Consider the following 25,623-nt stretch of genomic DNA (forward strand, 5'->3'; position numbering starts at 1 on the left):
AAACCGCGTGCCTGACCGTCGTGGCCAACCCCGCCCGTCGCCATCCACCTCCATCCCCGTCCTTGCTCCCGCGCTATCAATCCGGCAAGCGCAAGCCGGATAGCCGCGCGCAAGCGTCGAGCAGCCGCTCCTGCGTGGCCTCGTCGTGTACCGCGGGATGCGGCTCATGCGGCCTCATGTGATAGAAATACTCACCGCTGACGGTAGCTGCGGGTTCGTCGCTGACGGCGAGCCAGACCTGGGTTTTCGGCGCGGCGGCCAGATCGTCGGGCGCACCGGCGCCGCCCATTTTCGTCGCCACCCAGCCCGGCTCAAGGGCGTTCGACAACACGTGCGGCCAGCGCCGCGCCACCGCAAACGCCAGCAAGGCGTCGTGCAGTTTCGAATCCGAATAGGCCTGCGTGCCCTGCCAGGGACGCTTTTCCCACGTCAGGTCCTGTAGCGTGGCGTCGCCCTGTTGGTGCAGGCGTGAACTCAGATAAATCAGACGCTGCGGCCGTTCGATCAATGCCGTGAGGATGTACGGCGCGAGCGTGTTGACGGCGAACACATGCGGCAAACCATCGACGGTAGCGATGCGGCGCGGCTCGCGATAGCCCACCGCCGCGTTGTGAATCACCGCGTCGAAGCGGCCGAGACGGTTGACCGCCTCGGCGAGCGCGACCGTCTGCCCGATGTCCGACAAGTCGCCTTGCACGACATCCTGTGCGCCTGGCGCGGCCTGCAGCGCCGCCTGCGCGCGGCTCTCGTTGCGACCGTGCAGGACGACGTGGTGTCCGGCATCGATCAGCAGACGGGCCGCCATCAGGCCGAGACCATCCGCGGAACCGGTAATGAAAATACGTGACATGGTGGCTTCCTTTGCAAATCAGGTTCATGAGGCTTGCTGAGACCCAGCTTATCCGCCCACCCAGGCCGAGACCAGAGCCTGCGAATCATGTGACTCGTGACGCTTTGTCATGGATCGCGTGAATCCGCGGCCCGATTCACGGCCGGTTTCGCGGCACGTTTCGTGGCACGTTTCGTGGCACGTTTCGTGGCACGTTTCGTGGCACGTTTCGTGGCCCGTTTTGCGGCCCATTTCGCGACAAGATTCGCGCCCTCTTCGCGGCGCGTTCGCGTGGCTTCGCGTCCGCGGCGACGCAAGCCCGGTCCATCTGCTAACCTGACCGTTTCACGACTCAAGCGTCTTCAGGCGCGTCATACATGCTTATCCAGTTCACCGAGAGGTTCAGTACACGATTCAACGCGCGGTTCAAGACACGACCCGCTGCACCTGGACTCACCCTTGCCGGCGCTGCGTTGGCCGCGTTCCTTTCGCTGCCCTGCGCGGCCTTCGCGCAGGTCGCGGCCGTCACGAATCAACCCGTCAACCTGATGGCGGGACCCGGCGACGATTACCCGGTCGTCACCGGCCTCGGACCCAATCAGCAGGTCGAAGTGATGGGCTGCGTCGACACCTACGAATGGTGCGACGTGGCGCTCGACGACTTGCGCGGCTGGGTCGATGGCAACGCGCTCACCTATTTCTACGAGGGCAATTACGTGCCGGTGGAAAGCTATGGCGCGGTCATCGGCTTGCCGGTCGTCGTCTTCTCGATCGACACCTACTGGGACCGCTACTATCACGGCCGGCCGTGGTACGGCGATCGCGACCGCTGGCGTCATGGCGAGCCGCCGCATTATCCCGGCGCGGGCGGGCGTCCGTATGAGCCGCCGCGTGGCGCGGAACCGTATCGGCCGCCGGAGCAAGGCCGACCGTATGGCGGCGCGCCTTACCCGCCACCGGTGCACGGTCAGGAGCAACCGGTTTATCGTCCGAATGCCGGACCGGTGCCGCATGGCGGGCCGCAACCACAACAGCAACCGCAGCAGGCGCCGCAGTACGGCGGGCGGCCGCCGGTTCAGGCGCCGCGTCCGCAGCCGCAAGCCCAGCCGCAGGGCCGCGTGCAGCCTAATGAAGGGCGCCGGGAACCCCAGCAACAGTGAGTGAGGTCCAGGCGAACGAATGATGAAACGCAACGGGACGCGGCCGCGCGCTCGTCCCGCGCGTCGTGCACGTCCAGCACTTCCCGCGCAGATTCGGTATGCTCGCCTGAATAGCGCGGCTGATGCCATTCACGCGGCCGGACATCGCCGCGCCGGTGATCCAGGCCGCCCCACCCGACCTCTCGCACGGAGTCCACATGAGCGACGACCTCGATAAATCCAAAGCAGCGCCCCAGCCTGACATCGACCCGGACCTGCAAGCCGTCGCGACCGAAGTATTCGATCTGGCGCGACGCGGCGACGCGCTGATGCTGGCGGCAGTGATCGAAAAAGGCGTGCCGCCGAATCTGCGCAACGAGAAAGGCGACAGCCTGCTGATGCTGGCGAGTTACCACGGCCACGTCGACGCCGTGCGTACGCTGGCCGGACTCGGCGCGGATCCGAACCTGCGCAACGACAACGGCCAGACGCCGATTGCCGGGGCGGCGTTCAAGGGCTTCAGGGAGGTGATCGAGACGCTGCTGGCGGCCGGCGCGGATGTCGAAGGCGCATCGCCCGACGGCCGCACGGCCTTGATGATCGCGGCGATGTTCAACCGCACGGAGATCGTCGATCTGCTGATCGCGCATGGCGCCAATCCGCAGGCACGCGATGCATCAGGTGTCACGCCGCTCGACGCCGCGAACCGGATGGGAGCGCCGGACACACCGGCGCAACTGGCTAAGGCACGTTCCTGAGGCCGCGATCAAAAGCGGGCTCCAAAGCGGATTCCCGGGCAGGCTCTGACGCGCTGTCCAGATCCAGTTCGAGCTCCACATCACAAGGCGATTCGGGCTCCGGTTCCACCTCGAAATCCGTCGCAAGCGCCAGCCCCAGATCCGGCGCGCGCAGTTGCGCCGGATCGAGCGCCAAAGCCGTGGCCCATGCGCGCAGCGTGTCGCCGAAACCGCCACGCGCCCGGCTCGCGTACCGTGCACTCGTCACGACACGCGGCGCCGCGCTCCATGCGATACGCGCGCCGGTGGCCTGCAACTGCTCCACCAGGGCGACATCCTCACTGCAGGCAAGCGGCGCGAAGCCGCCCGCGCGCAAATACGCGTGCGCGGACACGCCCAGGTTGGCGCCGTGGATATGGCGATGGCCGTCTGCATCCGTATAGGTGCGATAGAAATGGTCGCGCAGATCCTGCGAATGCGCAGCCCAGTCATCGACACTGATCGAGCCGCACACCGCATCCGCGCCGAGCGACAACTGCGCGGCAAGCCAGCCGGGCGAAACCTGGCTGTCGGCGTCGGTGAATGCGAGCCAGCGCACGCCCGCTTCCAGTAAGCGCTGCGCCCCGCTCGCCCGCGCGATGCCGACATTGCGCGCCCGGATCGCCAGCGTTTCGACGCCGCATTGCCGGGCGATCTCGGCAGAGCGGTCGGTGCAGGCGTCGAGTACCACGATGGTGCGGACCGTTTCGCCCGCCAGCGCCGGATCTCGTGCGGCTTCGCGAATGGCCGCCAGGCAGCGCGCGAGCGACGCCTCTTCGTTATGTGCCGGAACCACGATGCCTATCATGCGAGCCCCTCGAGTTCAGCCACCGAGCGGGTCTCGCGCGACCACACATCGAGCAGCATGTCCGGATCTTCGTAATGCACCAGTCGTGTGAGCCGGCAGCGCGCATCGAAGGTCGCATGCACGCTGGACGCCGCTTGCGGCGCGGCCTCGAAAGGACGGCGCCAATGGCAGGCCAGCAAGGTGCCGTCGGGCGTGAGCGAGCCTTTGATGCAGGCGGCCAGTTGCTCCAGATCGGAGGTGTTCAGGTAATAGGCAAGCTCGCTCACCACGATCAGATCGAACTCGCCCGCGGGCCAGTCGTGCGGCACGCCGCCGCGTTCGACGCGCACCTGCGGCAGCGCCGCCACCCGTTCGGCGGCAAGGCGCACGGCAGTGTCGTTGAGATCCGTCGCCAGCAGCGTGTCGCAACGGCCGGCCAGTTGCGCCGTGAGTTCGCCGTTTGCGCAGCCCGGTTCGAAGGCGCGCCGGTAGCGCTCGCGCGGCAGCATCGCCATCGTCAGCAGGCGTTTGCGGCGCTCGTACCAGCGGCTGCGAAAGCCCCATGGGTCGTCGCATGTTTCGTAGAGCGAATCGAAATAGCAATCGTCGGTGGAAATCATATTGGACACCTTATCGATCAAACTAAAGCAGCCACGGGTCGCCATGGTCGCGGCGCTGTCCCAGCGAGCGTTCGGCGAGCGCGGCGAGATCGCGCTCCGCGTGGCTCTGCCGGAGGAACACCGGCAGGTCGGCCATGGCGCGCGCAAATCTTTCGTTGCGGCACAGCGGAGCGGCGCCGAGCGCCCGCCCCGCGTGCTCGACGACGGCGGCCGCAGCCGCCTCGACGACGAGCCGCGCACGCAAGGTGGCGCTCTGCATATCCTCGGCGGGATGGGCGTCGATCTGCGCGGCGGTTTCATGCAGCACCGCCGCCGCGCCGGCCAGCGCGACTTCGACCGCGCCCATATGCGCGAGACGATGCGCGTCAGGTCGCGCGGCGACCGCCTCGGCCATCATGCTGGCGAGTCCCGCCGCCGCGCCGTACCAGCACGCGGCAATGCCCGCACCGCCCTGCCAGAAACCGGGCCGCCTGACATAACCATGGGGTATACCGAGCTGAACCGCCCGCGTTCCGTCGAATGTGACGTCGCCGCTCGCGGTCGCCTGCATGCCGACTGCGTGCCAGTGATGGGTGTCGATCGAAACCGACGGTTGATCGAGCGCGAGCGCCGCCAGCACCGGCGCGTCGCCGACCCAGGCCGTCACCAGCGCGTGAGTGACGGCAGCGGCGCCCGAGCACCACGCTTTGGTGCCGGCGAGCCGCAACTCGCCATCGGCGAGCGGCGTCGCCAGCACGCGGGCGTCCGGGGCTTCGGCGGCCCATACGCCCCAGCGGCTGCCGGCCGGCACGGCGACCGCGCCCAGTTCGGCGAGGATCGCGAGTGCATCGGTATGCCCTTCGAACAGCTTGACGAGCCCGAGGTCGCGTGCCGCGACTGCCGCCAGCGCGCGCCATCGTGCAAGCGTCTGGCCGCTTCCCGGCAGCGGCAGGCGGTCCAGACGCGCGTCCACCATCTGCCGCAGAATTCCGCCGAGCGCGGCGGGGTCCGAAGCATCGAAGGAGGCACGCGCGAGAAACGCGTCGAGCGCGGCAAGTGGATTTTTTACAGAGTCCTGATCATTTGCGGCGACGCCATCGTCGCCCTGCACGGCGGCATGGGCACGCCGCTTTGCCTCGTGATCGGCGGCACGAATACGGGTATCGAACATCTGGCCTCCCTTGACCGCTTCGACTGAACTGCGCGGCCGTTGGAGAGCCGCAGCGCTTGCCGTGTTCGAGCAAGCCCTGTGCCTTACCCTGCGATTCGCTGACAGAGTGGGCACATAATGGGCAGTCACCGGGTACATTGGCGGCCTGCGAAGGAAGCTCGCATAATGTCAGGACGCACCCCCGCCAGGCTTTTACCGCCAGACCGGATGAGGAGGAGCGAAGGAGACCAGGAACATGAAACACGCACTTTCCTACGACGACGCGGCCTTGCAGCGCGCCGTCCTCGCCGAATTAGGCGCGCTGGGGTTGCCGGCCGCCCATGTCGGCGTCACCGCCCAGAACGGCATCGTCACGCTGCTGGGTCACGTGGAGGACGCCGCGCAGAAGCGGATGGCGGAAAGCGCCGTATTGCGGCTCGCCGGGGTCAAAGCGGTGGCGGTCGCCATCGAAATTCGCCCAGCGGACGCAGTGGGACGGCACGACGACCAGATTGCCGCGGAAGTCTTGACGCGTCTTGCCTGGGACTCGTGGGTCCCGCGCGACGCGCTCAAGGTCAAGGTCGAACAGGGATGGGTGACGCTGATCGGTCAGTTGGACCGGGACCGGCAGAAGGCGGCCGCCCTGGAGGATGTCAGCCGCCTGTTCGGCGTGGCGGGCGTGACCGATCTGACGACGATCACGCGCAGTGGCAGCGGGCCGGCCTAGCGCGCCTGCGCCTGGCGCATCAAGGCGCGGCAATGGCGGGCGATCTGCTGCTCTTCCTCGGTGTGCAGCACCCGCACCTTGCCGGTGGGATCGTCGGCGCGCAAGCCCATGAACTCCAGGCCCGCGCACACCCGGCGCCGCACTTCGGCGCTGTGCTCGCCAATTCCGCCGGCAAACACCAGCAGGTCGATGCCGCCCAGCAGCGCCGCATAAGCGCCCACATATTTGCGCACGCCCGTCGCGAAGGCGTCGATCGCCAGTTCCGCCGCCTGATCGCCTGCCGCGCTGCGTTTTTCCAGCACCTGCATGTCGCCCTCGCCGTCGGTGAAACCGGCGAGGCCGCTTTCGCGGTTCAGCAGTGTTTCGAGCCGGTCCGCGCCGAGATGCTCGGTACGCATCATGTAAAGCAGCACGCCGGGGTCGAGATTGCCGCTGCGCGTGGCCATGGGAATGCCGCCGGTCGGTGTGAGCCCCATCGAGGTATCAACCGAACGCCCATCGCGCAGCGCGCACACGCTCGACCCGTTGCCCAGATGCGCAAACACGGCGCGCGCAGGCAGATCCTTGCCGAGCTGCCGCACCAGCGATTCATACGAGAGGCCGTGGAAACCATAATGAATCACGCCGGCCTCGGCATACCGGCGCGGCAACGCAAGTTGCGAAGCCACCGGCGGCATGGTGCGATGAAACGCGGTATCGAAGCAGGCGTAATGCTGCGCGTCGCCGAAAATCTTCATGGCCTGCTCGATCAGCGCCAGCGCCGGAGGAATATGCAGCGGCGCAAAATGCACCGCTTCCTTCAGTTGCTGCCGGACTTCAGGCGTCAAAAGCCGATGCTCACGCAGATGCGGCCCGCCATGCACCACCCGATGCCCAACCGCCGCCGGCCGCGTATGGCCGTGCTCCGCCAGCACGGCGGCGAGCTTCTGCAGGGCCTCGGTTTGCGACTCCAGCAGATGGTCCTTCTGCAGCAGCACGGTGCCGTCGGCGCTTTTGACCTTCAGGCTGCCTTCGGCGCGGCCGATGCCTTCGGCGCTGCCCTCCAGTAAAAGTGCTTCGTCCTCCTGAGCGGATTCATGAGCACCCACGGCCGCGTCCTCATGATCCGCCTTGAAAAGCCCAAACTTCAGCGACGACGAGCCGCTATTCAACACGAGGATCGTCGCTGGCTGCGTCTGCGTGTCCGTCATGGCGCTAGCCCTTCCATGTCCAGTTGCGAATCTCTTCGCTGTCGATCCCCTCGGCATGCGCGTAGGCCACATGCTCGATGATCTGTCCGCGCAGCCATTCCTTGACGTGATCGCCAACCCCGCGCAGCCCCGGCACGCGATCGATCGCGTCGATGGCAAGCGAAAAGCGGTCGACCTGATTGATGATGGCCAACTCCAGCGGCGTGTTGATGTTGCCCTTCTCGTGATAGCCATGCACGTGCATGTTCTCGTGATTGGCGCGCTGATAGGTCAGCTTGTGAATCAGCGAGGAATACGAGTGGAAATTGAAGATCACCGGCTTGTCGCGCGTGAACAGCGAATCGAAATCGCGGTCCGACAGGCCATGCGGATGCTCGGTGTCGGGCATCAGTCTGAACAGGTCCACCACGTTGACGAAACGGATCTTCAGGCTCGGAAACTTGTCCTTGAGAATTTCCACCGCCGCCAGCGATTCCATGGTCGGAATGTCGCCCGCGCAGGCCATCACGAGGTCCGGTTCGGCGCCGTGGTCCGTCGAAGCCCAATCCCAGATGCCGATGCCCTTGGTGCAATGAGTCACGGCCGCGGCCATGTCGAGGTATTGCAAATGCGGCTGTTTGTCGGCGACGATCACATTGACGTAATCGCGTGAGCGCAGGCAATGGTCGGCCACGCTCAGCAGGCAATTGGCGTCGGGCGGCATGTAGATGCGCACCACGTTCGGGCTCTTGTTGGTGACGACGTCGAGAAAACCGGGGTCCTGGTGGGTAAAGCCGTTGTGATCCTGACGCCAGACGAGCGAGGTGATCAGCAGGTTGATGGATGGCACCGGTTGCCGCCACCGCAACTCGAGCTTGGCCTTTTCCAGCCACTTGGCGTGCTGGTTGAACATGGAGTCGATCACGTGCACGAAGGCTTCGTAAGTGGCGAAGAGCCCGTGCCGTCCAGTCAGCACATAGCCCTCGAACCAGCCTTCGAGCGTGTGCTCGCTGAGCATTTCCATCACCCGGCCATCAACCGCGAGTTCGCCGCCATCGGCGTCGTTCGGCTCCATCTGCGCGAGCCAGGTTTTCTCGGATGCCTCGTAAATGGCGGTCAAGCGGTTGCTGGCCGTTTCGTCCGGTCCGAACACGCGGAAGTCGCTCATATTGCGCCGCATGACTTCGCAGAGAAACTTGCCAAGCACGTCGGTGGGCGACACGTAAGTCGATGCGGGCGCGCCGGGGTCGATGGCGAACTCGCGGAAATCGGGCATTTCAAGCGCCTTGCACAGCACCCCGCCATTTGCATGAGGATTGGCGCTGATACGGCGTGTGCCGGTGGGCGCGAGTTCGCGCAACTCGGGGACCAGCCGGCCGTGCTCGTCGAACAGTTCTTCCGGACGATAGCGCCGCATCCACTCTTCGAGCAGCTTGAGACTTTTTTCGTTGGTCGCAGGGTCGAGGATCGGCACCTGGTGGGCACGCCAGGTGCCTTCCACGCGATGGCCGTCCACTTCCTTCGGACCGGTCCAGCCCTTCGGCGAACGCAGCACGATCATCGGCCAACGCGGCCGCTCGGCACGGCCGCTTTCGCGCGCCTGCTGCTGGATGGCGCGAATCTCGCCGATGCAGTGTTCGAGCGTGGCGGCCATTTTCTGGTGCATCGACTCCGGCTCGTCGCCTTCCACGAAGTATGGCTTATGTCCATACCCCGTCAGCAAGGCCTCGAGTTCTTCGCGCGGAATGCGGGCGAGAATGGTCGGATTGGCGATCTTGTAGCCGTTCAGATGCAGCACCGGCAACACCGCGCCGTCGCGGATCGGGTTGAGGAATTTGTTCGAATGCCACGAGGTAGCGAGCGGCCCGGTTTCAGCCTCGCCGTCGCCGACCATCACGGCAACGATCAGATCCGGGTTGTCGAAAGCCGCGCCATAGCCATGCGAGAGGCTATAGCCAAGTTCGCCGCCCTCGTGAATCGAGCCCGGCGTTTCCGGCGTGCAATGCGAACCGATTCCACCGGGAAACGAAAACTGGCGGAAAAAGCGCTGCATGCCGGCTTCGTCCTGGCTGCGGTCGGGATAGATCTCCGAGTAATGTCCTTCCAGATAGCTGTTCGCCAATGTGGCCGGCGCGCCATGACCGGGACCGGCAACGTACACGACATTCAGATCCAGTTTCTTGATCAGGCGATTCAGATGGACCAGCAGGAAACTCTGACCGGGATCCGAGCCCCAGTGCCCGAGCAGGCGCCGTTTGATGTGTTCGGCTTTAAGCGGTTCGCGCAGCAGCGGGTTGGCGCGCAGGTAAATCATGCCGGCTGCGAGGTAGTTGCATGCGCGCCAGTAGCGGTCCATCTTGCGCAGCGTTTCGGCATCCAGCACCGGGGTTTGGGTGTTGATCTCGGCCATCGGGTCACTCCAAGGTATGGACTGCCTGTACACGGACTGTTCGTCAGAACATTACGCCTTCGTCCGGGGTGAGACAAACGGGGGACGGCAAGGTTCGCCACAACTGGCGCGCCATTTCGTCGAGAGAAACCGAAGCGCCGGAATGCGCCTCGGGTACTTGCGGGGCGCCCTGAACGCGGCTTGAATTTCCCCATTTGTACATGGTGCGCCGCGCTTGTGCCAGTTAGATGACAGCGCGGGGTTTATGTTCAGCCCACGGGCTTCATGCAGAAAACACCGACAGATCCATGGTGGCCAACTCGCCGATATGCTCGATGGTGATGTCGGCCGGCGGATAGGCGACCAGGTTCGCCTTGTCGAGCGCGTAATGCCCCTGGCGCGGAAAGACCGTGATCAACCGCTCTTTCCAGATCTCCTTCATGGCGGCGAGGATGCGCAGCTTGTCGTCGATCATCACGTAGCGTTTGGCCGGGTAGCGTTGCACGACTTCGTCGAGCATCTGCTCCTTGTGAATGTAGATCAGCACCCGCCCTTCCACTGCGTCCCACAGTCCCGACTGCTTGATCTTGCGCGGCTGGAACACCACGTCGCCGTCGGAGAGGATCACCGTCGGGCCCAGCGTGCGCAGGCGCGCGAGCGCGGCCATCACATCGGGAAAGAGCCGGGTGGGGAACGGATAGTCGATCAGGAATGACGACATCAGCATCAGCCGTGTGTCGCACTGACGCTCCAGACGATAGCGCTGCAAGGCTCCGAGATAATCGGCATAGCCGAGCTGGCTGCGCAAGGTTTCGAAGATTTCCCAGTAACGGTCGCTGCTTTCGCCGAACTCCGCGTTCAGATGGGCGCGCAAATCCGCTACCACCTGGTCGTTGTTCAGCAGGGTGTTGTCGACATCGAGCAGGAATACGACTTCTTCAGGCGCGCTCATACGATAAGTTCTCCACAAGCGAAGGTGGTGGGCACGGTCGCCTCGCGCCCTTGGCGTCGTCAGGCGGTCATACCGTGGAATCTGCAAAGTGGGTTCGGCCGGTATTGATCATACTCGCGCTGAGGCGATGGCGGCGGCAAGGCGGCCTCGGGAGTCGCGCGACGAAATGCTAAATGATCAGTTATCCGAATTGAATGGGCTGCGAAAAGACCGTTTTGGATGTACTTTGGATGCACGTCAGCCGAAGGGACAGGAGGCGGAAGCCACGCATGACGTGCGCGCGATGCACGCAGACAAAAAGATGCGCGCTCCCGGGACCAAATTCGGGCGCGCGCAATTGACTTGCTACGCGAGGGCACCAGGCGGACCGGGGAATCCATGGCCTGACGCCCTCGCAGATTCAGGTTACGCCGATCCGCCGCAGACTGAAAGCGATAAAAACATTTCAGCCGCAATTCATTGTCATGCATATGAAAAATGTGGCGTTATTTTCGATAATGGAATTGAATGCCGGTGGTCTGATTAAACGGCATGGAATACCGGATGTGGGCAATTCACTGCGCGCGAGCGTCCGCCGCACGGCCGCGTCAGCAGGTGCCTCCGGCCGTTGGAAGCGAGGCGAGCAGGCAAAAAAAAAAGCCCGCTCTATTGCACGGGCCTAAACGTTCGGTGGAGAACGTTTCCAGAAAGCCCCTTTAATTTAACCGGACAAAAACACCTGTCAATGCGGCGTTGCCTGGTGACTTTCCGCTTATCGAATTATGAATGACGAATACACCTGTTCGCCTGCGCGATTCAGCCCGTGCTTTCGTCCGAGGCCCAACGCTCTTCACGGACCACGCGTTCGAGCGCCAGTTCGAACATCGCGCGGCCGCGATTCGCCACTTCCGCCAGATAGCGATGCAGCGCGGCATCGGCCGGTGTGCGCGACATGCAGTCATCGCTGTACTGCTCGAACGACGATAACTGCCGTATCAGATCGGCCAGATGACGCGGACATTCGCAGGCGATGGTCGACGAGCGCCCGGCAATCGCCGCGAGATTTTCGTCGGAATAACGGCGCGGTGTGCGCGCGTACATCTCGACCGCATCGCGCGGCTGCGTGGCGGGCGACAGGTCACGCAGAATCTGCACGGCCAGCGCGGTTTCGAGCGGCTCGCGATAGACCCGCACGCCCGCATAACGCAGCGCATTCACGCTGTGCTGCGTGCCGAACGCGTAGACCACGGCGACCACCTTGGCATGACAGGTCTCGCCGAGCGCCAGCACCGCCTGCACGAGTTCTTCCTGCAGCGAGGCCATGTGAATCACCAGCGCGTCGGTTTTTTGCGGCTGCGCCTGCGCTTCCTTGAGGTCGTCGAAGACGGTGAGCCTTGGCTGGTTCGCGGATTGCAAAGCCGGCAGGTCCGCGCGCAGGCGCCGCGCCAGCGCCGTGCCGACGATAACCAGCGTCGAGGCCGAGACATCGTCGGCGGGATCGGGCGGCAATGCTGCCTCGGCGGCCTCGGCATAGGTGAGCGCGAGGCGCTCCAGTTGATCGAGTTCGAGCCGCGCGATCGAGCCGATCGCATGGCCGCGCTCGACCAGCTTTTTCAGCAGGGTCAGGCGCTGCACATCCTGAGACGAATAAAGGCGTTGCCCCGAGGCGCTCTTGGGCGGCGACACGACCCCATAGCGCCGCTCCCAGATCCGCAAGGTGGTGACGGGCATGCGCGCAAGGCGCGCGGCCGCGCCGCTTCGATAACAGGGAACGCGGGCTTGATCTTCTTCGCTGGCGGCTGGCATGGTGAGGAATACGTCTTGGGAAAGGACGGCGGGATCATTCACGGCAGGTCGTATCTGACGCAGCAACGAATCGGTTAGATCCCATTTTAAGACTCACCCTGGATACAAATAAACGTCAAATTCGACGTTTATCGAGTCAATTGCGTTTCATTCTGCGCTCGCCCGGCAGCAGCGTCGCTCGCGCGAGCCGTTCTCCGTGTTCGTCCGCATTGCGAGCGCATCGCGCCCCGTGCCACATTACGCCAGCATTAGTCGCCCGCTCGACGGTCAACTTTACAAAACATTCAGAACAAGAGGCGCGCATGTCCACACCGCGCATGTCCACACAAAAAGCAGCGGAAATCGCTGCCCGGTTTGACCGCTTGCCCCCTTCCCGAACCGTCTGGACCATGGTCATCCTGATCTCGTTTGGCGGCGTGTTCGAGTTCTACGATCTGTTCTTCACCGGCTATGTGGCGCCCGGGATGGTCGAGTCCGGCCTGTTCAAGCCGCAATCGCTAGGCTTTTTCGCGGCGCTGCAGCCGCTCGCGGTGGCCGGCTTCGGCACCTTCGTATTCGCCACCTTCGCGGGCCTGTGGATCGGCACCGTCGCGTTCGGCTTCGTGGCGGACCGCTTCGGGCGGCGTGTCGTGTTCACGTGGTCGCTGCTCTGGTACATGGTCTGCACCGTCATCATGGCTTTCCAGACCTCGGGCTTCGCGCTCGACATCTGGCGGCTCATCGCCGGCATCGGCATTGGCGTGGAGCTGGTCACCATCGATACCTACATCTCCGAATTGATCCCGAGCGGCGAGCGCGGCCGCGCCTATGCGGTCAATCAGTTCATCACGTTCGCGGTGGTGCCGGTGGTGGCGTTTCTCGCCTATGCGCTCAAAGGCACGCAGCCGCTCGGCCTCGAATACTGGCGCGTGGTCATTCTGATCGGCTCGGTGGGCGCGGTCGTCGTGTGGATCCTGCGCCGCAAGATCCCCGAAAGCCCGCGCTGGCTCGCGCGGCATGGCCGCATCGACGAAGCCGAGCACATCGTCGCCGAGATCGAACGGCGGGTGGCGGCCGAAAAAGGCGTGGCCTTGCCCGCCCCGCAGCCGGTCTCGCCCGAGCAGGCCGGCACCGGTTCGTACCGCGAGATTTTCGGGCCGCGCTACCGGACCCGCACGATCTTGCTGTCGATTTTCAACATGGCTCAGGTGATCGGCTTCTATGGTTTCGCCGCCTGGGTGCCCACACTGCTGATTCATCGCGGCATCCACGTGACGGCGAGCCTGGGCTATGCCTTCGTGATTGCCATTGCCAATCCGTTCGGGCCGCTGCTGGGCGTCTGGTTCGCCGACAAGCTCGAACGCAAGACGCAGATCTGCGGCGGCCTGATTACGATGGCGGTGGTGATCGCGGTGTTCTCGCAGACCTCCGCGCCGTGGCTGCTGATCGTGCTAGGCGTGCTGTTCACGCTCGCCGCGAACATCATGTCCTACGCGTATCACGGCTACCAGGCCGAGCTGTTCCCGACGCGCGTGCGGGCGCGGGCCATCGGCTTCGTCTATTCGTGGAGCCGGATTTCCGCCGCGTTCGCCGGCCTCGCGATCGGCATTCTGCTGCATGGCTACGGGGTGGCGGGTGTGGCGGTGTTTATCGGCGTGTCGATGCTGGTCGGGATCGGCATGATCTTGCTGGGACCCTCGACGCGCGGGTTGTCGCTCGAGACCATCAATCATTGAGTCACCCAATGAGCCGCCCCAAAAAGAAAGGCCCAGCGACGGGCCGGGCCTGCAAAGGTTACCCTGCGGCGAAGGCCAAGGGCAACTGGACGTGACAACGGGCAATACCGGTTCCGTCGAGCGCTGCGTCCAGGGTCCGGCGGAAGCCATCAATGTATTCAGTCTGTCTTAAAGGGACCTTAAGCTCGCGCATTACGTTGCCTTGCATTGCATGGCGCCTGCGCCCGTTCCAAAGCGGCAATCGGGGATGCGATGCATAATCGCCGGATCGTGCTCACGTTCGTGCGCGCGCCACCCACCGGACCTCCCCCCATGGACACGCTGTGATGACGGAACGTGAAAGCGCAATAGCAGGCACGGTGGTCCCGGACGAGGCCCGCGCGCATCCAGACCGGGCGTCTGAAGCCATGCGCCGGACCGTGTGGGTGATCGTGCTGACGCTGCCGGTGACGATCGTCGCGCTGGCGATCGCGTTTGAAATATTCGGCCTCGTATTGCGTCTGCTTGCGCTGTGATCTGCCGCTTTGATCTGCCGCCTTGATCTGTCCGGCCCCCACAGGCGGTGCGGCGAGGCAGGCCGTCCTCGTCAGCGAAAAACCGCCGCCGTGTGCCGGCGATCCTAGTCCTCGAAACGCAGTTCCGCGTCGATCTGCTGACCGAGCGCCAGCCGCGCGCCAAATCCCGAGGACACAATCGCGTTCTGGCCAAACGTCAACGCGCCATCGAGTCGTGCATTGCCGCGGTAGGCGCTCATGGTGTCGAGCGGCTCGTTCGGCCACTGCGGATCGGGTGCGCCGCTGTCCTGATCGATGGAAGGCATCGGGCAACGCGCGCACGGCTTGACGAGATGAAGCTGCGCCGTGCCGTCGGCCGTCCAGACGGTCAGGCTCTCCACATAATCTTCGTGGTAGGCGTCGATGCCCGTGAATACCAGGTTGGGCCGGAACCGGTTCATCGGAATCGACGGCGCACCTTTGCCCGTCAGGCGCCGGTTCAGATCGGCAAGCGAGGCCTCGCCGATCACCAGCAACGGGAAGCCGTCGGCAAACTGGGTGATGGCTTCGATATCGCCGGTCCACAGCGGATCCACCACCCGCCGCACCGCCGGGTCGAAGCGCACGAGCCGCGCCGGCACGCCGAGGAAGGTCGAAAACCAGGCCTCGGTTTGCGGCCCCGTATCGAATGCCGACATGGCGTCGCGCCACACTCTGGTCTCGATCAGCGCCGGCCGCCCGAGCGCCGTCACCGCGAGCGGCGTGCGCAACTCCGGCATGCCAGGCGCCGCGACGATCAGGTCGCCGTTGCCCTCATCCAGCGCAACGCGAATCAGCGCGAGGCGCCCATGAGAGCGTTGCGTCAACATGAGCCCGTCGCGATCGACCACCATCCAGTTGCGGTCGTATTCGAGACCTGTCTCCAGAAGCCGGGCCTCGTTCAAGGCGATTCCCGCGCACGATTTGATCGGATAAATATTTAGACCGCTGACAGCTGGCATGGCGAGTGGATTTTGTTATGGGCTTTCAGGACGGATTGTATTGCGAACTATAGTAATCCGCTTGACGGCCAAAATAGCCGTTTTGCTGCGCATTCCGCCATCCGGCTCATTACGCTTTGTTAACGAAACCGGGTCAGCTTTATTCCCGGGCTTCCAGCCACGCGGGGCGCCGACACGCGGCGGTCGCGAGCGGGCTTTACAATCGGCCGCACCGTCCCACGGCGCTTGGACGTAAAATCCGAAATCCGCCGGGCTGCTCTTATAGAAGAATCCTTACCATCACTCAAACAGGAAATTCATTATGCTGACGAAACCCGTGTTGTCCGTGGTCGAAACGACGAAGATTCTCGATGCCGCGCGCGCCGAGGCCGAAAAGAACAAGTGGGCAGTCACCATCGCGGTGGTCGACGACGGCGGCCATCTGCTGAGCTTGCTGCGTCTGGACGGCTGCGCGCCGGTGGGCGCCCACATCGCCCCCGAGAAAGCGCGTACCGCGGCGCTCGGCCGGCGCGAATCGAAGGCCTATGAAGACATGATCAACAATGGCCGCACCGCGTTCCTGAGCGCACCGCTCGCGGGCGTGCTCGAAGGCGGCGTGCCGGTGATCGTCGACGGCCAGGTGGTGGGCGCGGTGGGCGTGTCCGGCGTCAAGGCCGATCAGGACGCGCTGGTGGCCAAGGCAGGCGCTGCCGCGCTGAACGCCTGAGCAGCGTCGCTCGGCGCCCTGACCGGCCAACTGTATGACCCGAGCGATGAGCGCGATACCCCTGCGTCGGCGCAATAATCAATTGAAGTAAACACAGCAAATGAAGGAACAGGCCGGTGGCCCCACACCGGCCCAGCCCAATCAGATGGAGCAGTCCATGACTCAAATGACCAAGCGAAGCGGACTGCAGGTAGCCGCGAATCTCGACCAGTTCATCGAACAGGAAGCCCTGCCCGGCACCGGTGTCGATAGCGCAGCGTTCTGGGCCGGATTCGACGCGCTGGTGCACGACCTCGCGCCGAAAAACCGCGCCTTGCTGGCCGAGCGCGACCGCCTGCAGACCGAACTCGACCAATGGCATCGCGCCCATCCGGGCCCGGTGCGCGACCTGCCCGCTTACCGCAGCTTCCTCGAAAGCATCGGCTATCTGGTGCCGGCGCCGGCCCGCGTCACGGCCACAACCGATCACGTGGATACCGAAATCGCCGAACAGGCCGGCCCGCAGCTCGTCGTGCCGCTGTCGAACCAGCGCTATGCCCTGAACGCCGCCAATGCGCGCTGGGGCAGCCTGTACGACGCGCTGTATGGCACGGATGCGATTCCCGAAACCGACGGCGCAGAGAAACAGGCCGGCTTCAATCCGGTGCGCGGCGCACGCGTGATCGCCCGCGCCCGCGCCTTCCTCGACGAAGCCGCGCCGCTCGCGCACGGCTCGCATGCGGACGCCACCCGCTATAGCGTCGAAAACGGCCAGCTCGTCGTGGCATTGAAGAACGGCGCCACGGCGCTAAAGACGGCCGCGCAATTCATCGGCTATCAAGGTGAAGAAGCAGCGCCCTCGGCCATCCTGCTCAAGCACAACGGCCTGCACTTCGAAATCCAGATCGACGCCGGCGACTCGATCGGCAAGACCGACGCGGCGCACGTCAAGGACGTGCTGATGGAAGCGGCGGTGAGCACGATCATCGACTGCGAAGACTCGGTGGCCGCCGTGGATGCGGACGACAAGGTCCAGCTCTATCGCAACTGGCTGGGCCTGATGAACGGCACGCTGACCGAAGAGGTCACGAAAAACGGCAAGACCTTCACGCGCCGTCTGAACCCCGACCGCGTCTACACCGCCGCGAACGGCACGGCGCCGGTCGTGCTGCATGGCCGCTCGCTGCTGTTCATCCGCAACGTCGGTCATCTGATGACCAATCCGGCTGTCCTCACCAAAGACGGCCACGAGATTCCCGAAGGCATTCTCGACGCGGTGGTCACCACGCTGTGCGCGCTGCACGATCGCAAGCACAGCCTGAATTCGCGCACCGGCTCGGTATATATCGTCAAGCCGAAGATGCACGGCCCGGCTGAAGTGGCGTTCGCCAGCGAGCTGTTCGCGCGCGTCGAAGACCTGCTTGGTCTCGAACGCAATGCCATCAAGATGGGCATCATGGACGAGGAGCGCCGCACCAGCGTCAACCTCGCCGCGTGTATTGCCGAAGCCTCGGCGCGGGTCGCGTTCATCAACACCGGCTTCCTCGACCGCACTGGCGACGAGATGCACACCGCCATGCAGGCCGGCCCGATGCTGCGCAAGGGCGACATGAAGTCGACCGCGTGGATCGGCGCTTACGAGCGCAGCAACGTGCTGGTGGGTCTCGCTGCGGGTCTGCGGGGCCGCGCGCAGATCGGCAAGGGCATGTGGGCCATGCCGGATCTGATGCACGCCATGCTCGAACAGAAGATCGCGCATCCGAAGGCCGGCGCCAACACCGCATGGGTGCCCTCGCCCACCGCGGCGACGCTGCACGCACTGCACTATCACCAGGTGGACGTGCAGGCGGTGCAAAAGGAACTGGAGAAAATCGATCTCGCCGGCGTGCGCGACGAACTGCTGAACGGCCTGCTGACGATCCCGGTGGTCGAAGCCGCCAAATGGAGCGACGACGAAATCCGCCAGGAAGTCGAGAACAACGCGCAGGGCATTCTCGGTTACGTGGTGCGCTGGGTGGATCAGGGCGTCGGCTGTTCGAAGGTGCCGGACATTCACAACGTGGGCCTGATGGAAGACCGCGCCACGCTGCGCATCTCCAGCCAGCACATTGCGAACTGGCTGTATCACGGCGTGGTGACGCGCGAGCTGGTCGAAGAAACCTTCAGGCGCATGGCCAAGGTGGTCGACGAGCAGAACGCCGGCGACCCGCACTATCAGCCGATGGCGCCGGGCTTCGATACGATCGCCTTCAAGGCAGCCCAGGCACTCGTGTTCGAAGGACGCGAGCAACCGAGCGGTTACACGGAACCGCTGCTGCACAAGTTCCGGCTCGAGGTGAAGGCCAAGGCCTGAACCTGAATCGCCATGCTGGACGGCAGAAACTCGCGGGCAGAGGCTCTGCCCGCGAGGCGATTACGGAGCGAGGCGCCTCACGCCTCGCTCCGTTTTTTTTCAGGCAGCGGCCGCCGTGAGATGCAGCGGCAGATAGCTTTGCAGATACTCCTCGAACTCCGCCTTCACTTCCGGATGGCGCAGCGCGAATTCGACCGTGGCCTTCAGATAGCCTAGCTTGCTGCCGCAATCGAAACGCGTGCCGAAGTAGCGATACGCCAGCACCTGCTCTTCCGACAGCAACGATTGCACCGCATCGGTCAACTGCAGTTCGCCGCCCGCGCCCGGCTTGAGCGAGCGAATATGCTTGAAGATGGTCGGCATCAGCACGTAGCGGCCCACCACGCCGAGATTCGACGGCGCCTTGTCCGGCGCCGGTTTTTCGATGATGCCGGACAGCTTGATCACGTCCTCTTCCCACTCGCGGCCATCCACCACGCCATAGGAACGGCTGTCTTCGCGCGCGATGGTTTCCACGCCGATCACCGAGCTGTGATAGTGATTGAAGACGTCCACGAGTTGCTTCATCACCGGCTGCGTGCTGTGCAACAGGTCGTCGGCGAGAATCACCGCAAACGGGCTGTCGCCCACCAGTTTCTCCGCGCACAGCACGGCATGGCCAAGGCCCAGCGCCGTCGCCTGACGCACGTAGAAACAGTCCACATTGGCGGGCTTGATGCTGCGCACCAGATCCAGCAACTGTTCCTTGCCGCGCGCTTCGAGTTCGGCTTCGATCTCGTATGACTTGTCGAAGTGGTCCTCGATCGCGCGCTTGCTGCGGCCCGTGACGAAGATCATTTCGGTGATGCCCGCCGCAATCGCCTCTTCCACGGCGTACTGGATCAGCGGCTTGTCGACGATGGGCAGCATTTCCTTGGGACTGGCCTTGGTGGCCGGCAGGAACCGCGTCCCGAGACCTGCGACCGGAAACACGGCTTTGGTGACTTTCAGCATGGTATGCATTCCCACATCGGTTGATGAACGTGTGCGGTTCGCCCGTCGGGGAGTGCTGCATGCCGTCCGAAAGGCGCCGGATTAAGTTGGTCGAAAGGGTCGTTAAAATCTAATTCAGGTTTCGACAAAATTAAAGTTATTCGTCTGAAAAAATAATCATTGCGTGGATTGATTGGCGCCGCGCAGTTTTACAGGAAACAATTACGGATAAAACGTATGCGCCGCCGTAACATTTACGTGCCGGCGCCGCGCCACCGCTGCTCACCTCACGCAGCGCCTTCTTCGTTTTCGTCGCTGGGCGGCAGTTTGCCTCGCGTCATCCGGAAGCGGCCGATCGGCTCGTTGCGCAGCGCCTCGCGGTAAGCCGAAGCGGCGATCAGGATCAGGAGCACGGCAATGCCGGCGAGTACATGCAGGTTCATGACTCCACCTCTGGTCTGAAGATTCAGACACCCAAATTATCACGAAAAAATCGGCAAATAATTCCCCGGAAAACTCATATTGCATCTGATTACATATAGAAACATTTTTGATTTGCTCGCGCGCTGAGATGTCATTTTTTATCCATTTTTTTGCTCCGGCACTGCTCTAGGATAGGCATGCGGCTGTAGGCGCGGATTGCGCCGTGCGCCGCCGCTTTTAGTTCACTTATCCGAATCAGAGAGGACCGCGCATGAGCGATTCAGCCTTCGATGCCAGCAGCGCATCCCTGCCCTTGCCGGCTCGCCCGCAGCGCGACGCGCGCGCGGAAAGCGCCGGCAAGGAAGACGTGATCGACGCGATGCGCGGCTTTGCCGCGTTGCTGGTCGCCTATTTTCATTGCCGCCAGGTCGCGTGGGTGGGCATGGAGAGTTTTCACCACGCGGTCGGTCATGCGCTGGGTTTCAGCTCGATCGTGGCTTATCTGACACTGCCGATTGCGTGGGGCTCCGCGGGCGTGCCGATCTTCTTCGTGATAAGCGGCTATTGCATTCACCGGGGCGGCGCGATCCGCCTCGCTCAGGACGCCAATTACACCCTCGATACGGCCAATTTCTGGGCCCGCCGGTTCGCGCGAATCTATCCCGTGCTGTTCGCCGCACTCCTGCTGACCTTCGCGCTCGACTGGTTCAGCTACCAGTTGCCGCCCGTCAATCACAAGCTGCGCGAGATCGGCCTGCAGGCGTTTCTCGTCAATCTGTTTTCGTTGCAGGGGGTAGCCGGCAAGACCTATGGGTCGAACGGCGCACTGTGGACCCTGTCGCTCGAAGTGCAGTTCTACGCGATCTATCCGCTGCTGTTCGCGCTGCGCCGCCGGCTTGGCATGACGCCGTTGCTGGCGCTGGTGGCGCTCGTCAACATCGTGTCGGCTTTGGTGCTGGAGCGGCACGATCTGCAGTTCTTCACCTCGTACTGGTTTTCGTGGACGCTGGGCGCATGGATTGCCGACGTCCGCGCGCAAAAGGTTTCCGCGAAGAATCTGCGGCCGGCGTCGAACTGGCTGTATGCGGTGGCGGCGGGTCTCGTCGTGCTGGGCTGCGGGGCGTTTCACTTCGGGCAGTACGGCGCGTTTCAGTTGTGGGCGCTAGGGTTCGCTTTCTACCTGTACAGGGCGCTCGACAGGCGTGCCGTGAGTTCGCCGGTGGCTCGCGTGCTGTCGCGCTTCGGTGACTTCAGTTTCTCGCTCTACCTGATCCATCTGCCGATTTTCGTGCTGCTGTCGTCGTTGCTGTATCGCTCGGCGCTGCAGCTGTCGATCTGGCCTTCCTTTGGCTTCATGCTGGTGGCCGTGCCGGTGGCGTATGTGTTTTATCGGCTGGTGGAACTGCCGGCCATGCGCTGGTCGGAAAGTCTCAAGCGCAAGCGGGTTGGCGCGGTGCCGGTTTCAGCGAACGTGTAAGCGAGGACGTCAGCAAGCGTTCGAACAAACAAAGGACCCTGCAACAAGGGCCGCAGCGCAACCGGATCGATCATCCGGATAACGGTGCGGCCCTTCGTTGTTTAGTCCTTTCCTTCTTTCCGGCGCTTTTGCACCGCCTGGGTTTCAAGCCTGCCGGCGCTTCTTTCGGCCCGCCACGTCTTTCAGAATCCGCTCGACACCCGCCACATACGCGGCGGTACCGAACCGCGCTATCGCCGTCTCATAGCCGCCCGTAACGAGCCGTTCGCGCAGGGCTGTATCGCTGCGCAATTCGGCCAGCACGTCGGCCAGGGCATGCGCATCGCCCGGCTCGCACAGCACGCCGTTGATGCCGTCCTCGATGATCTCCAGCACCCCGCCGGCCCGCGCCGCCACCACGGGCCGCTGCGCCAGCATGCCTTCGACGATCACGCGGCCGAACGGCTCCGGCGTAATCGAGGTATGCGCGACGGCATCGACCGCGCGCATGCAGGCCGCTATATCGTGCTGGAAGCCCAGAAAATGCACCCGCTCGCCAAGCTCATGAGTCGCAACGAATGCGCGCAATTCGGCCTCGTAAGCCTCCTCGCCGAACAGCGGCGCGCCCACCAGCACGGCATGCATATGCGGGTTGAGGACCATCGCTTCGAGCAGCACATGCTGGCCCTTCCAGCGAGCCAGACGGCTGAACGAGCCGACCAGAAACGCGTCCTGCGGCAACCTCAGACGCGCTCGCAGCGTCGCGGCCGGTACATTGCGCAGGGCGTCGAATGGCGCCGCGGCAATGCCGTTGAAGACGACGTCGATGCGTTTTTCATCGAACCGGGTCAGCTCGGCAAAAGCCCGCGCCGAGGCCGCCGAATTCGCGATCACGTGCGCGAGACCGAGCTTCGCGCACCACTTGACGATCTGCAACTGCTTGCCGCCGAAATGCTCGGCACTGACGATATCGCGCAGATGCCACACCACCGGCCGCCGCGCCAGCCGTCCCGCCAGCGCGCCGATCACCATGGCGCGCTGCGTGTTGGCGTAGATCACGTCGGCATGGCGCGCGCGTTCGACCGTCGCGCTCACCAGCGCCTTCACGCCTTTGAGGGCGCGTCCGAGCGGCGGCGTGCTGCCCTGCTTGCGAACCTCGCGCAGCGCGCCCGCATCGAGCACACGCACCGTCACGCCCGCCGCATCGAGCGCCGTGCGAAACGGACCGTCGTCGAACAGCACGACCTCGATGCGCGAACGCAGCGCCTTGACGATCTCCAGCAGCGACAGTTCGGCGCCGCCAAGCACGCCGCTCTGATCGAGCGCCAGCACGCGCGGCGCCTGCGCCGCGGCGTCATCCGTACCGGCGGGCGGGGCGACGTAGAGCTCGTATACCGGCTGCGCGGCGCCGCGCAGCGCCGGCACGGCAGCCCGTACATGGGAGAAAAAACGCTCGCGAAAATGCGCGGCCGAAAAACGCTCCGCATTCGCGCGGCAATCGGCGGCGGCGAAGCGGTTCGCGTGAGCGTCGAACTCTTCGACGGCCGCCATGATCGACTCCGCGCGCTGCTCGTCGAAGAACATGCCGGTCGGCCGCGCGCTCGACAGATCGCGCACGGTTTCGAGCGCGCCGCCCTTGCCGTAGGCGATCACCGGCGTCCCGCAGGCCTGGGCTTCGACCACCGAGATGCCGAAGTCCTCCTCGGCGGCAAACACAAACGCACGGGCGCGCTGCATCTTCTCCTGCAGCACCTTGAACGGCTGGTAACCCATGATCTCGACATTCGGCGCCGCCTTGGCGCGAATCTTCTGCATATCGGGGCCGTCGCCGATCACCACGAGCCGCCGTTGCGGCATCCGCGCAAACGCTTCGACGATCAGGTCGATCTTCTTGTACGGCACCATCCGCGACGCAGTCAGATAGAAGTCGTCCTTCTGCTCGTTGAGCGTGAACGCCTCGACGTCGACCGGCGGGAAGATCACATGCGCCTCGCGCTGATAGACCTTCTTGATGCGTCGCGCGATGAATTCCGAATTGGCGACGAATGCGTCGACGGAATTCGAAGTGCGAATGTCCCAGTTGCGCATGTAGTGCAGAATCAGCCGCGCGAGGGCCGATTTTGGCCCATTGGTCAGCTTCGACTGCTGCAGATACTGATGCTGCAAGTCCCACGCATAGCGGATCGGCGAATGCACGTAGCTGATATGCACCTGGTCGGGACCGGTCAGCACGCCCTTGGCGACGGCGTGGCTGCTCGAGATCACGACGTCGTAGGCCGACACGTCCAGTTGCTCGATGGCGATCGGCATCAAGGGCAGATACGCGCGGTATCGGGTGCGCGCCTTCGGCAGCTTCTGGATGAACGACGTGGTCACGGACTTACCGCGCAGGAAGCTGCGGTCGTCGAGAAAATCCACCACGCTGAACAGATCCGCGTCGGGGAAGCAGGCCACGATCTGTTCCAGCACCCGCTCGGCGCCCGCGTAGGTGACGAGCCAATCGTGCACGATGGCTACGCGCACCTTCTTCTGTGCCGGCTGCGCGCGCCGCGCCAGCGCCAGCGGAGCCGCCGGCGTGGCGAGTTCGGCCAGCGCGCTACGCTGGCCTGGCCGCACCACGGCTTCATCAAGGACATCCTGGTTCATGCGCTTTTCCTCGGATTCAGTCGCAACAGCAGCGAACGCGCAAGATCGCGCAAAGCGGGCGTCATCGTGATCGACCACGCAACGTTGGCGGCCACGACCACCGCGCCGGCGGCGATCGCCAATGACAGACTGGGCAGGAAACTGGCGAGCCACAGGCTCACCAGCAGAAAGGCGAGATGCGCGAGCATGTCGAGCGCGATCGGCCGGGCACGAATCGACGACAGCCACAGCAGCACGCCGTAGTCGAACAGCGCGCGGCCGGCCACGGCCACCGCTGCGCCGGTCAGGCCGAAGTAGTGAATGCCGCACCACAGCGCGGCGGCGAATAGCGGCAATTCGAATACGCCCACTTTCGCCGCGACCGCCGGATTGACCTGCGACTGGATCATGATGCGCGTCACGTTGGCCTGCCCGACCAGCCACACGGAGACGATCAGCACACGGCCGACGGGCGCGGCGATCGTCGCAATCTCGTTACCCACCCACAGATGCAGGAACGGCCCCAGCACGAACATCGCCACCAGCGTGACCGGTGTGAAAGCGCCGTTGAGAAATTCGAGCGACTGCTGCGTGATCAGGTCGGCGTGATCGCGGCCCACGGCGGACAGACGCGGAAACAGCGTGCGCACCAGCGCGGTCGGCACGATGTTCAGGCGCGTCACGAGGTTCTGCGGCACGGTGTAGAAGGTCACGAAGCGCGCGCCGAGGGCGGTGCCGAGAAAGACCTTGTCGAGCGAATCGGCCACCATGGTGGTGATGCTCGCCACCAGCATCCAGCCGCCGAAATTGAACAGGCCCTTGGCCACGCCGAGTCGCGGCGCGAGGATGCGGTGCAGATCGAGCACCTTGAACGCCGAGCGGCCAAGCAGCGCCGCGGCGAACAGACGCGCCACCACCGCGGCGGCGAGCACGTTCTGCAGGCTGGGGCCCATCAGCCACGCGGCGGCGAGCGGCAGCAGCTGAAACACGAAGGTGCCGATGGTCTGATTGGTGTTGTAGACCCCAAAGCGTTCGGCGCCGTTGATGGCGCCCGCGAACACCCACGAGACGTTGGCAATCGGAATCGCAATGGCGAGCCACGGCAGCGCCATATAGACCTCGTGCTGCAACTCCGGTGACACTTTGGTGAAATAGGCGGTGTAAAGAAATGCGCCAAAATAAATAATCAGGCCGCCGATGATGCCCGTCACGAGGTTAAGCCAGGTCGCGCTCCAGAACACCCGCGCGCTTTCGTCGGCATCGTTCGAGGCCAGCGCCTTCGAGATGTGATTTTGCGCGGCCATGCTCATGCCCAGATCGAGAATCGAGAAATAGCCGATCAGGGTCCACACCAGAGCGATCACGCCGTAACGCTCGACGCCCAGCAGCCGGATATACGACGGCACCGTGACGAGCGAAACGAAAGTCGGCAATATCAGCCCGAAGAAATTGATCGCTACGTTCCTGAGAATGGCTTTGTCCATCGGATGCCTTTTGATTCAGAGAGTCGGCGCGTCGCGCGAGGCTGCACACGCGACGCGGCGCGACACCGAGTAGTCTGCTTCGAGTTAAGCACGTAAAAAATGCGCACCGTGCG

20 protein-coding genes and 1 pseudogene are annotated in these 25,623 nt (G+C 64.0%); 8 read left to right on the top strand and 13 right to left on the bottom strand.

The features are described 5' to 3' along the window. Positions 1 to 76 precede the first annotated feature (76 nt). Entirely contained in the window at positions 77 to 850 is a 774-nt protein-coding gene (locus FQ755_RS09620) for an SDR family NAD(P)-dependent oxidoreductase (protein ID WP_144153497.1), read from the bottom strand. Between the two features lie 452 nt (positions 851 to 1,302). On the opposite strand from FQ755_RS09620, the gene FQ755_RS09625 reads away from it, so the two are divergent. Together FQ755_RS09625 and FQ755_RS09630 are read left to right on the top strand one after the other, a co-directional pair. Continuing rightward, complete coding sequence (locus tag FQ755_RS09625) at positions 1,303 to 1,989, top strand: SH3 domain-containing protein (protein WP_186308475.1); 687 nt, start codon at positions 1,303 to 1,305, stop codon at positions 1,987 to 1,989. Between the two features lie 197 nt (positions 1,990 to 2,186). Then, positions 2,187 to 2,726 carry an ankyrin repeat domain-containing protein gene (locus tag FQ755_RS09630; protein ID WP_144153501.1) on the top strand — a complete coding sequence of 180 codons (540 nt, stop codon included), beginning with the start codon at positions 2,187 to 2,189 and terminating at the stop codon, positions 2,724 to 2,726. A 175-nt stretch (positions 2,727 to 2,901) separates the two neighbouring features. Here FQ755_RS09630 and FQ755_RS09635 read toward each other — a convergent pair. The 3 genes and pseudogenes from FQ755_RS09635 to FQ755_RS09645 form a co-directional block, all read right to left on the bottom strand. Next, a pseudogene (locus FQ755_RS09635) lies at positions 2,902 to 3,552 on the bottom strand (glycosyltransferase); the annotation flags it as partial. Continuing rightward, positions 3,549 to 4,151, bottom strand: a complete 603-nt coding sequence (locus FQ755_RS09640) for a class I SAM-dependent methyltransferase (protein WP_409937303.1) — start codon at positions 4,149 to 4,151, stop codon at positions 3,549 to 3,551. The gene FQ755_RS09640 and the pseudogene FQ755_RS09635, both read right to left, overlap by 4 nt. A gap of 22 nt (positions 4,152 to 4,173) precedes the next feature. Beyond that, positions 4,174 to 5,301 carry an acyl-CoA dehydrogenase family protein gene (locus FQ755_RS09645; protein ID WP_260858461.1) on the bottom strand — a complete coding sequence of 376 codons (1,128 nt, stop codon included), beginning with the start codon at positions 5,299 to 5,301 and terminating at the stop codon, positions 4,174 to 4,176. Positions 5,302 to 5,536: 235 nt separating this feature from the next. Here FQ755_RS09645 and FQ755_RS09650 point away from each other — a divergent pair, with 235 nt between their 5' ends. Beyond that, positions 5,537 to 6,007, top strand: coding sequence for a BON domain-containing protein (locus FQ755_RS09650; RefSeq protein ID WP_144153505.1), 471 nt, complete (start codon positions 5,537 to 5,539; stop codon positions 6,005 to 6,007). Here FQ755_RS09650 and FQ755_RS09655 read toward each other — a convergent pair. The 4 genes from FQ755_RS09655 to FQ755_RS09670 form a co-directional block, all read right to left on the bottom strand. Beyond that, positions 6,004 to 7,197 carry an acetate/propionate family kinase gene (locus tag FQ755_RS09655; RefSeq protein ID WP_144153507.1) on the bottom strand — a complete coding sequence of 398 codons (1,194 nt, stop codon included), beginning with the start codon at positions 7,195 to 7,197 and terminating at the stop codon, positions 6,004 to 6,006. The two genes, FQ755_RS09650 and FQ755_RS09655, sit on opposite strands and share 4 nt — an antisense overlap. A gap of 4 nt (positions 7,198 to 7,201) precedes the next feature. Further along, entirely contained in the window at positions 7,202 to 9,586 is a 2,385-nt protein-coding gene (locus FQ755_RS09660) for a phosphoketolase (RefSeq protein ID WP_144153509.1), read from the bottom strand. 262 nt (positions 9,587 to 9,848) lie between these two features. Beyond that, positions 9,849 to 10,517: an HAD family hydrolase gene (locus FQ755_RS09665; protein ID WP_144153511.1), complete on the bottom strand. Its 669-nt coding sequence runs from the start codon at positions 10,515 to 10,517 to the stop codon at positions 9,849 to 9,851. Positions 10,518 to 11,312: 795 nt separating this feature from the next. Further along, positions 11,313 to 12,344: a MerR family transcriptional regulator gene (locus FQ755_RS09670; protein ID WP_260858465.1), complete on the bottom strand. Its 1,032-nt coding sequence runs from the start codon at positions 12,342 to 12,344 to the stop codon at positions 11,313 to 11,315. 260 nt (positions 12,345 to 12,604) lie between these two features. Between FQ755_RS09670 and FQ755_RS09675 the strand changes: the two genes are divergently transcribed. Beyond that, positions 12,605 to 14,017: an MFS transporter gene (locus FQ755_RS09675; protein WP_260858466.1), complete on the top strand. Its 1,413-nt coding sequence runs from the start codon at positions 12,605 to 12,607 to the stop codon at positions 14,015 to 14,017. Between the two features lie 326 nt (positions 14,018 to 14,343). Then, on the top strand, positions 14,344 to 14,532 hold the full coding sequence (locus FQ755_RS09680; RefSeq protein WP_144153513.1) for a hypothetical protein: 189 nt from the start codon (positions 14,344 to 14,346) through the stop codon (positions 14,530 to 14,532). A 104-nt stretch (positions 14,533 to 14,636) separates the two neighbouring features. Here FQ755_RS09680 and FQ755_RS09685 read toward each other — a convergent pair whose 3' ends face one another. Further along, positions 14,637 to 15,512 (bottom strand): MOSC domain-containing protein, encoded by an 876-nt coding sequence (locus FQ755_RS09685; RefSeq protein ID WP_144153515.1) that lies wholly within the window; start codon positions 15,510 to 15,512, stop codon positions 14,637 to 14,639. Positions 15,513 to 15,813: 301 nt separating this feature from the next. On the opposite strand from FQ755_RS09685, the gene FQ755_RS09690 reads away from it, so the two are divergent. Both FQ755_RS09690 and FQ755_RS09695 read left to right on the top strand, forming a co-directional pair. Next, positions 15,814 to 16,218 (top strand): heme-binding protein, encoded by a 405-nt coding sequence (locus tag FQ755_RS09690; protein ID WP_144153517.1) that lies wholly within the window; start codon positions 15,814 to 15,816, stop codon positions 16,216 to 16,218. A 157-nt stretch (positions 16,219 to 16,375) separates the two neighbouring features. Further along, on the top strand, positions 16,376 to 18,550 hold the full coding sequence (locus FQ755_RS09695) for a malate synthase G (RefSeq protein ID WP_144153520.1): 2,175 nt from the start codon (positions 16,376 to 16,378) through the stop codon (positions 18,548 to 18,550). A 99-nt stretch (positions 18,551 to 18,649) separates the two neighbouring features. Here the strand turns inward: FQ755_RS09695 and galU are convergent, their stop codons facing one another. After that, complete coding sequence (galU, locus tag FQ755_RS09700; RefSeq protein ID WP_144153522.1) at positions 18,650 to 19,543, bottom strand: UTP--glucose-1-phosphate uridylyltransferase GalU; 894 nt, start codon at positions 19,541 to 19,543, stop codon at positions 18,650 to 18,652. Positions 19,544 to 19,809: 266 nt separating this feature from the next. Continuing rightward, positions 19,810 to 19,965, bottom strand: a complete 156-nt coding sequence (locus tag FQ755_RS37265; protein ID WP_186308476.1) for a hypothetical protein — start codon at positions 19,963 to 19,965, stop codon at positions 19,810 to 19,812. Positions 19,966 to 20,216: 251 nt separating this feature from the next. Between FQ755_RS37265 and FQ755_RS09705 the strand changes: the two genes are divergently transcribed. Further along, positions 20,217 to 21,422, top strand: coding sequence for an acyltransferase family protein (locus tag FQ755_RS09705; protein WP_144153524.1), 1,206 nt, complete (start codon positions 20,217 to 20,219; stop codon positions 21,420 to 21,422). Between the two features lie 144 nt (positions 21,423 to 21,566). Here FQ755_RS09705 and FQ755_RS09710 read toward each other — a convergent pair whose 3' ends face one another. Both FQ755_RS09710 and FQ755_RS09715 read right to left on the bottom strand, forming a co-directional pair. Beyond that, the gene (locus FQ755_RS09710) at positions 21,567 to 24,047 is read right to left on the bottom strand and encodes a glycosyltransferase family 4 protein (protein ID WP_144153526.1); all 2,481 of its coding nucleotides are present in this window, start codon (positions 24,045 to 24,047) and stop codon (positions 21,567 to 21,569) included. Beyond that, positions 24,044 to 25,510 carry an oligosaccharide flippase family protein gene (locus FQ755_RS09715; RefSeq protein WP_144153528.1) on the bottom strand — a complete coding sequence of 489 codons (1,467 nt, stop codon included), beginning with the start codon at positions 25,508 to 25,510 and terminating at the stop codon, positions 24,044 to 24,046. The genes FQ755_RS09710 and FQ755_RS09715 overlap by 4 nt, the downstream gene beginning before the upstream one ends. Positions 25,511 to 25,623 lie beyond the last annotated feature (113 nt).

Source organism: Paraburkholderia sp. BCC1885, from assembly GCF_900996235.1.
Classification (GTDB): domain Bacteria; phylum Pseudomonadota; class Gammaproteobacteria; order Burkholderiales; family Burkholderiaceae; genus Paraburkholderia.

Coding starts and splice junctions, on each gene's coding strand:
- FQ755_RS09705 (WP_144153524.1), top strand. CDS start 20,217: ATGAGCGATTCAGCCTTCGATGCCAGCAGCGCATCCCTGCCCTTGCCG.
- FQ755_RS09645 (WP_260858461.1), bottom strand. CDS start 5,301: ATGTTCGATACCCGTATTCGTGCCGCCGATCACGAGGCAAAGCGGCGT.
- FQ755_RS09665 (WP_144153511.1), bottom strand. CDS start 10,517: ATGAGCGCGCCTGAAGAAGTCGTATTCCTGCTCGATGTCGACAACACC.
- FQ755_RS09690 (WP_144153517.1), top strand. CDS start 15,814: ATGCTGACGAAACCCGTGTTGTCCGTGGTCGAAACGACGAAGATTCTC.
- FQ755_RS09655 (WP_144153507.1), bottom strand. CDS start 7,197: ATGACGGACACGCAGACGCAGCCAGCGACGATCCTCGTGTTGAATAGC.
- FQ755_RS37265 (WP_186308476.1), bottom strand. CDS start 19,965: ATGAACCTGCATGTACTCGCCGGCATTGCCGTGCTCCTGATCCTGATC.
- FQ755_RS09620 (WP_144153497.1), bottom strand. CDS start 850: ATGTCACGTATTTTCATTACCGGTTCCGCGGATGGTCTCGGCCTGATG.
- FQ755_RS09675 (WP_260858466.1), top strand. CDS start 12,605: ATGTCCACACCGCGCATGTCCACACAAAAAGCAGCGGAAATCGCTGCC.
- FQ755_RS09680 (WP_144153513.1), top strand. CDS start 14,344: ATGACGGAACGTGAAAGCGCAATAGCAGGCACGGTGGTCCCGGACGAG.
- FQ755_RS09715 (WP_144153528.1), bottom strand. CDS start 25,510: ATGGACAAAGCCATTCTCAGGAACGTAGCGATCAATTTCTTCGGGCTG.
- FQ755_RS09650 (WP_144153505.1), top strand. CDS start 5,537: ATGAAACACGCACTTTCCTACGACGACGCGGCCTTGCAGCGCGCCGTC.
- FQ755_RS09685 (WP_144153515.1), bottom strand. CDS start 15,512: ATGCCAGCTGTCAGCGGTCTAAATATTTATCCGATCAAATCGTGCGCG.
- galU (WP_144153522.1), bottom strand. CDS start 19,543: ATGCTGAAAGTCACCAAAGCCGTGTTTCCGGTCGCAGGTCTCGGGACG.
- FQ755_RS09640 (WP_409937303.1), bottom strand. CDS start 4,151: ATGATTTCCACCGACGATTGCTATTTCGATTCGCTCTACGAAACATGC.
- FQ755_RS09630 (WP_144153501.1), top strand. CDS start 2,187: ATGAGCGACGACCTCGATAAATCCAAAGCAGCGCCCCAGCCTGACATC.
- FQ755_RS09695 (WP_144153520.1), top strand. CDS start 16,376: ATGACTCAAATGACCAAGCGAAGCGGACTGCAGGTAGCCGCGAATCTC.
- FQ755_RS09660 (WP_144153509.1), bottom strand. CDS start 9,586: ATGGCCGAGATCAACACCCAAACCCCGGTGCTGGATGCCGAAACGCTG.
- FQ755_RS09710 (WP_144153526.1), bottom strand. CDS start 24,047: ATGAACCAGGATGTCCTTGATGAAGCCGTGGTGCGGCCAGGCCAGCGT.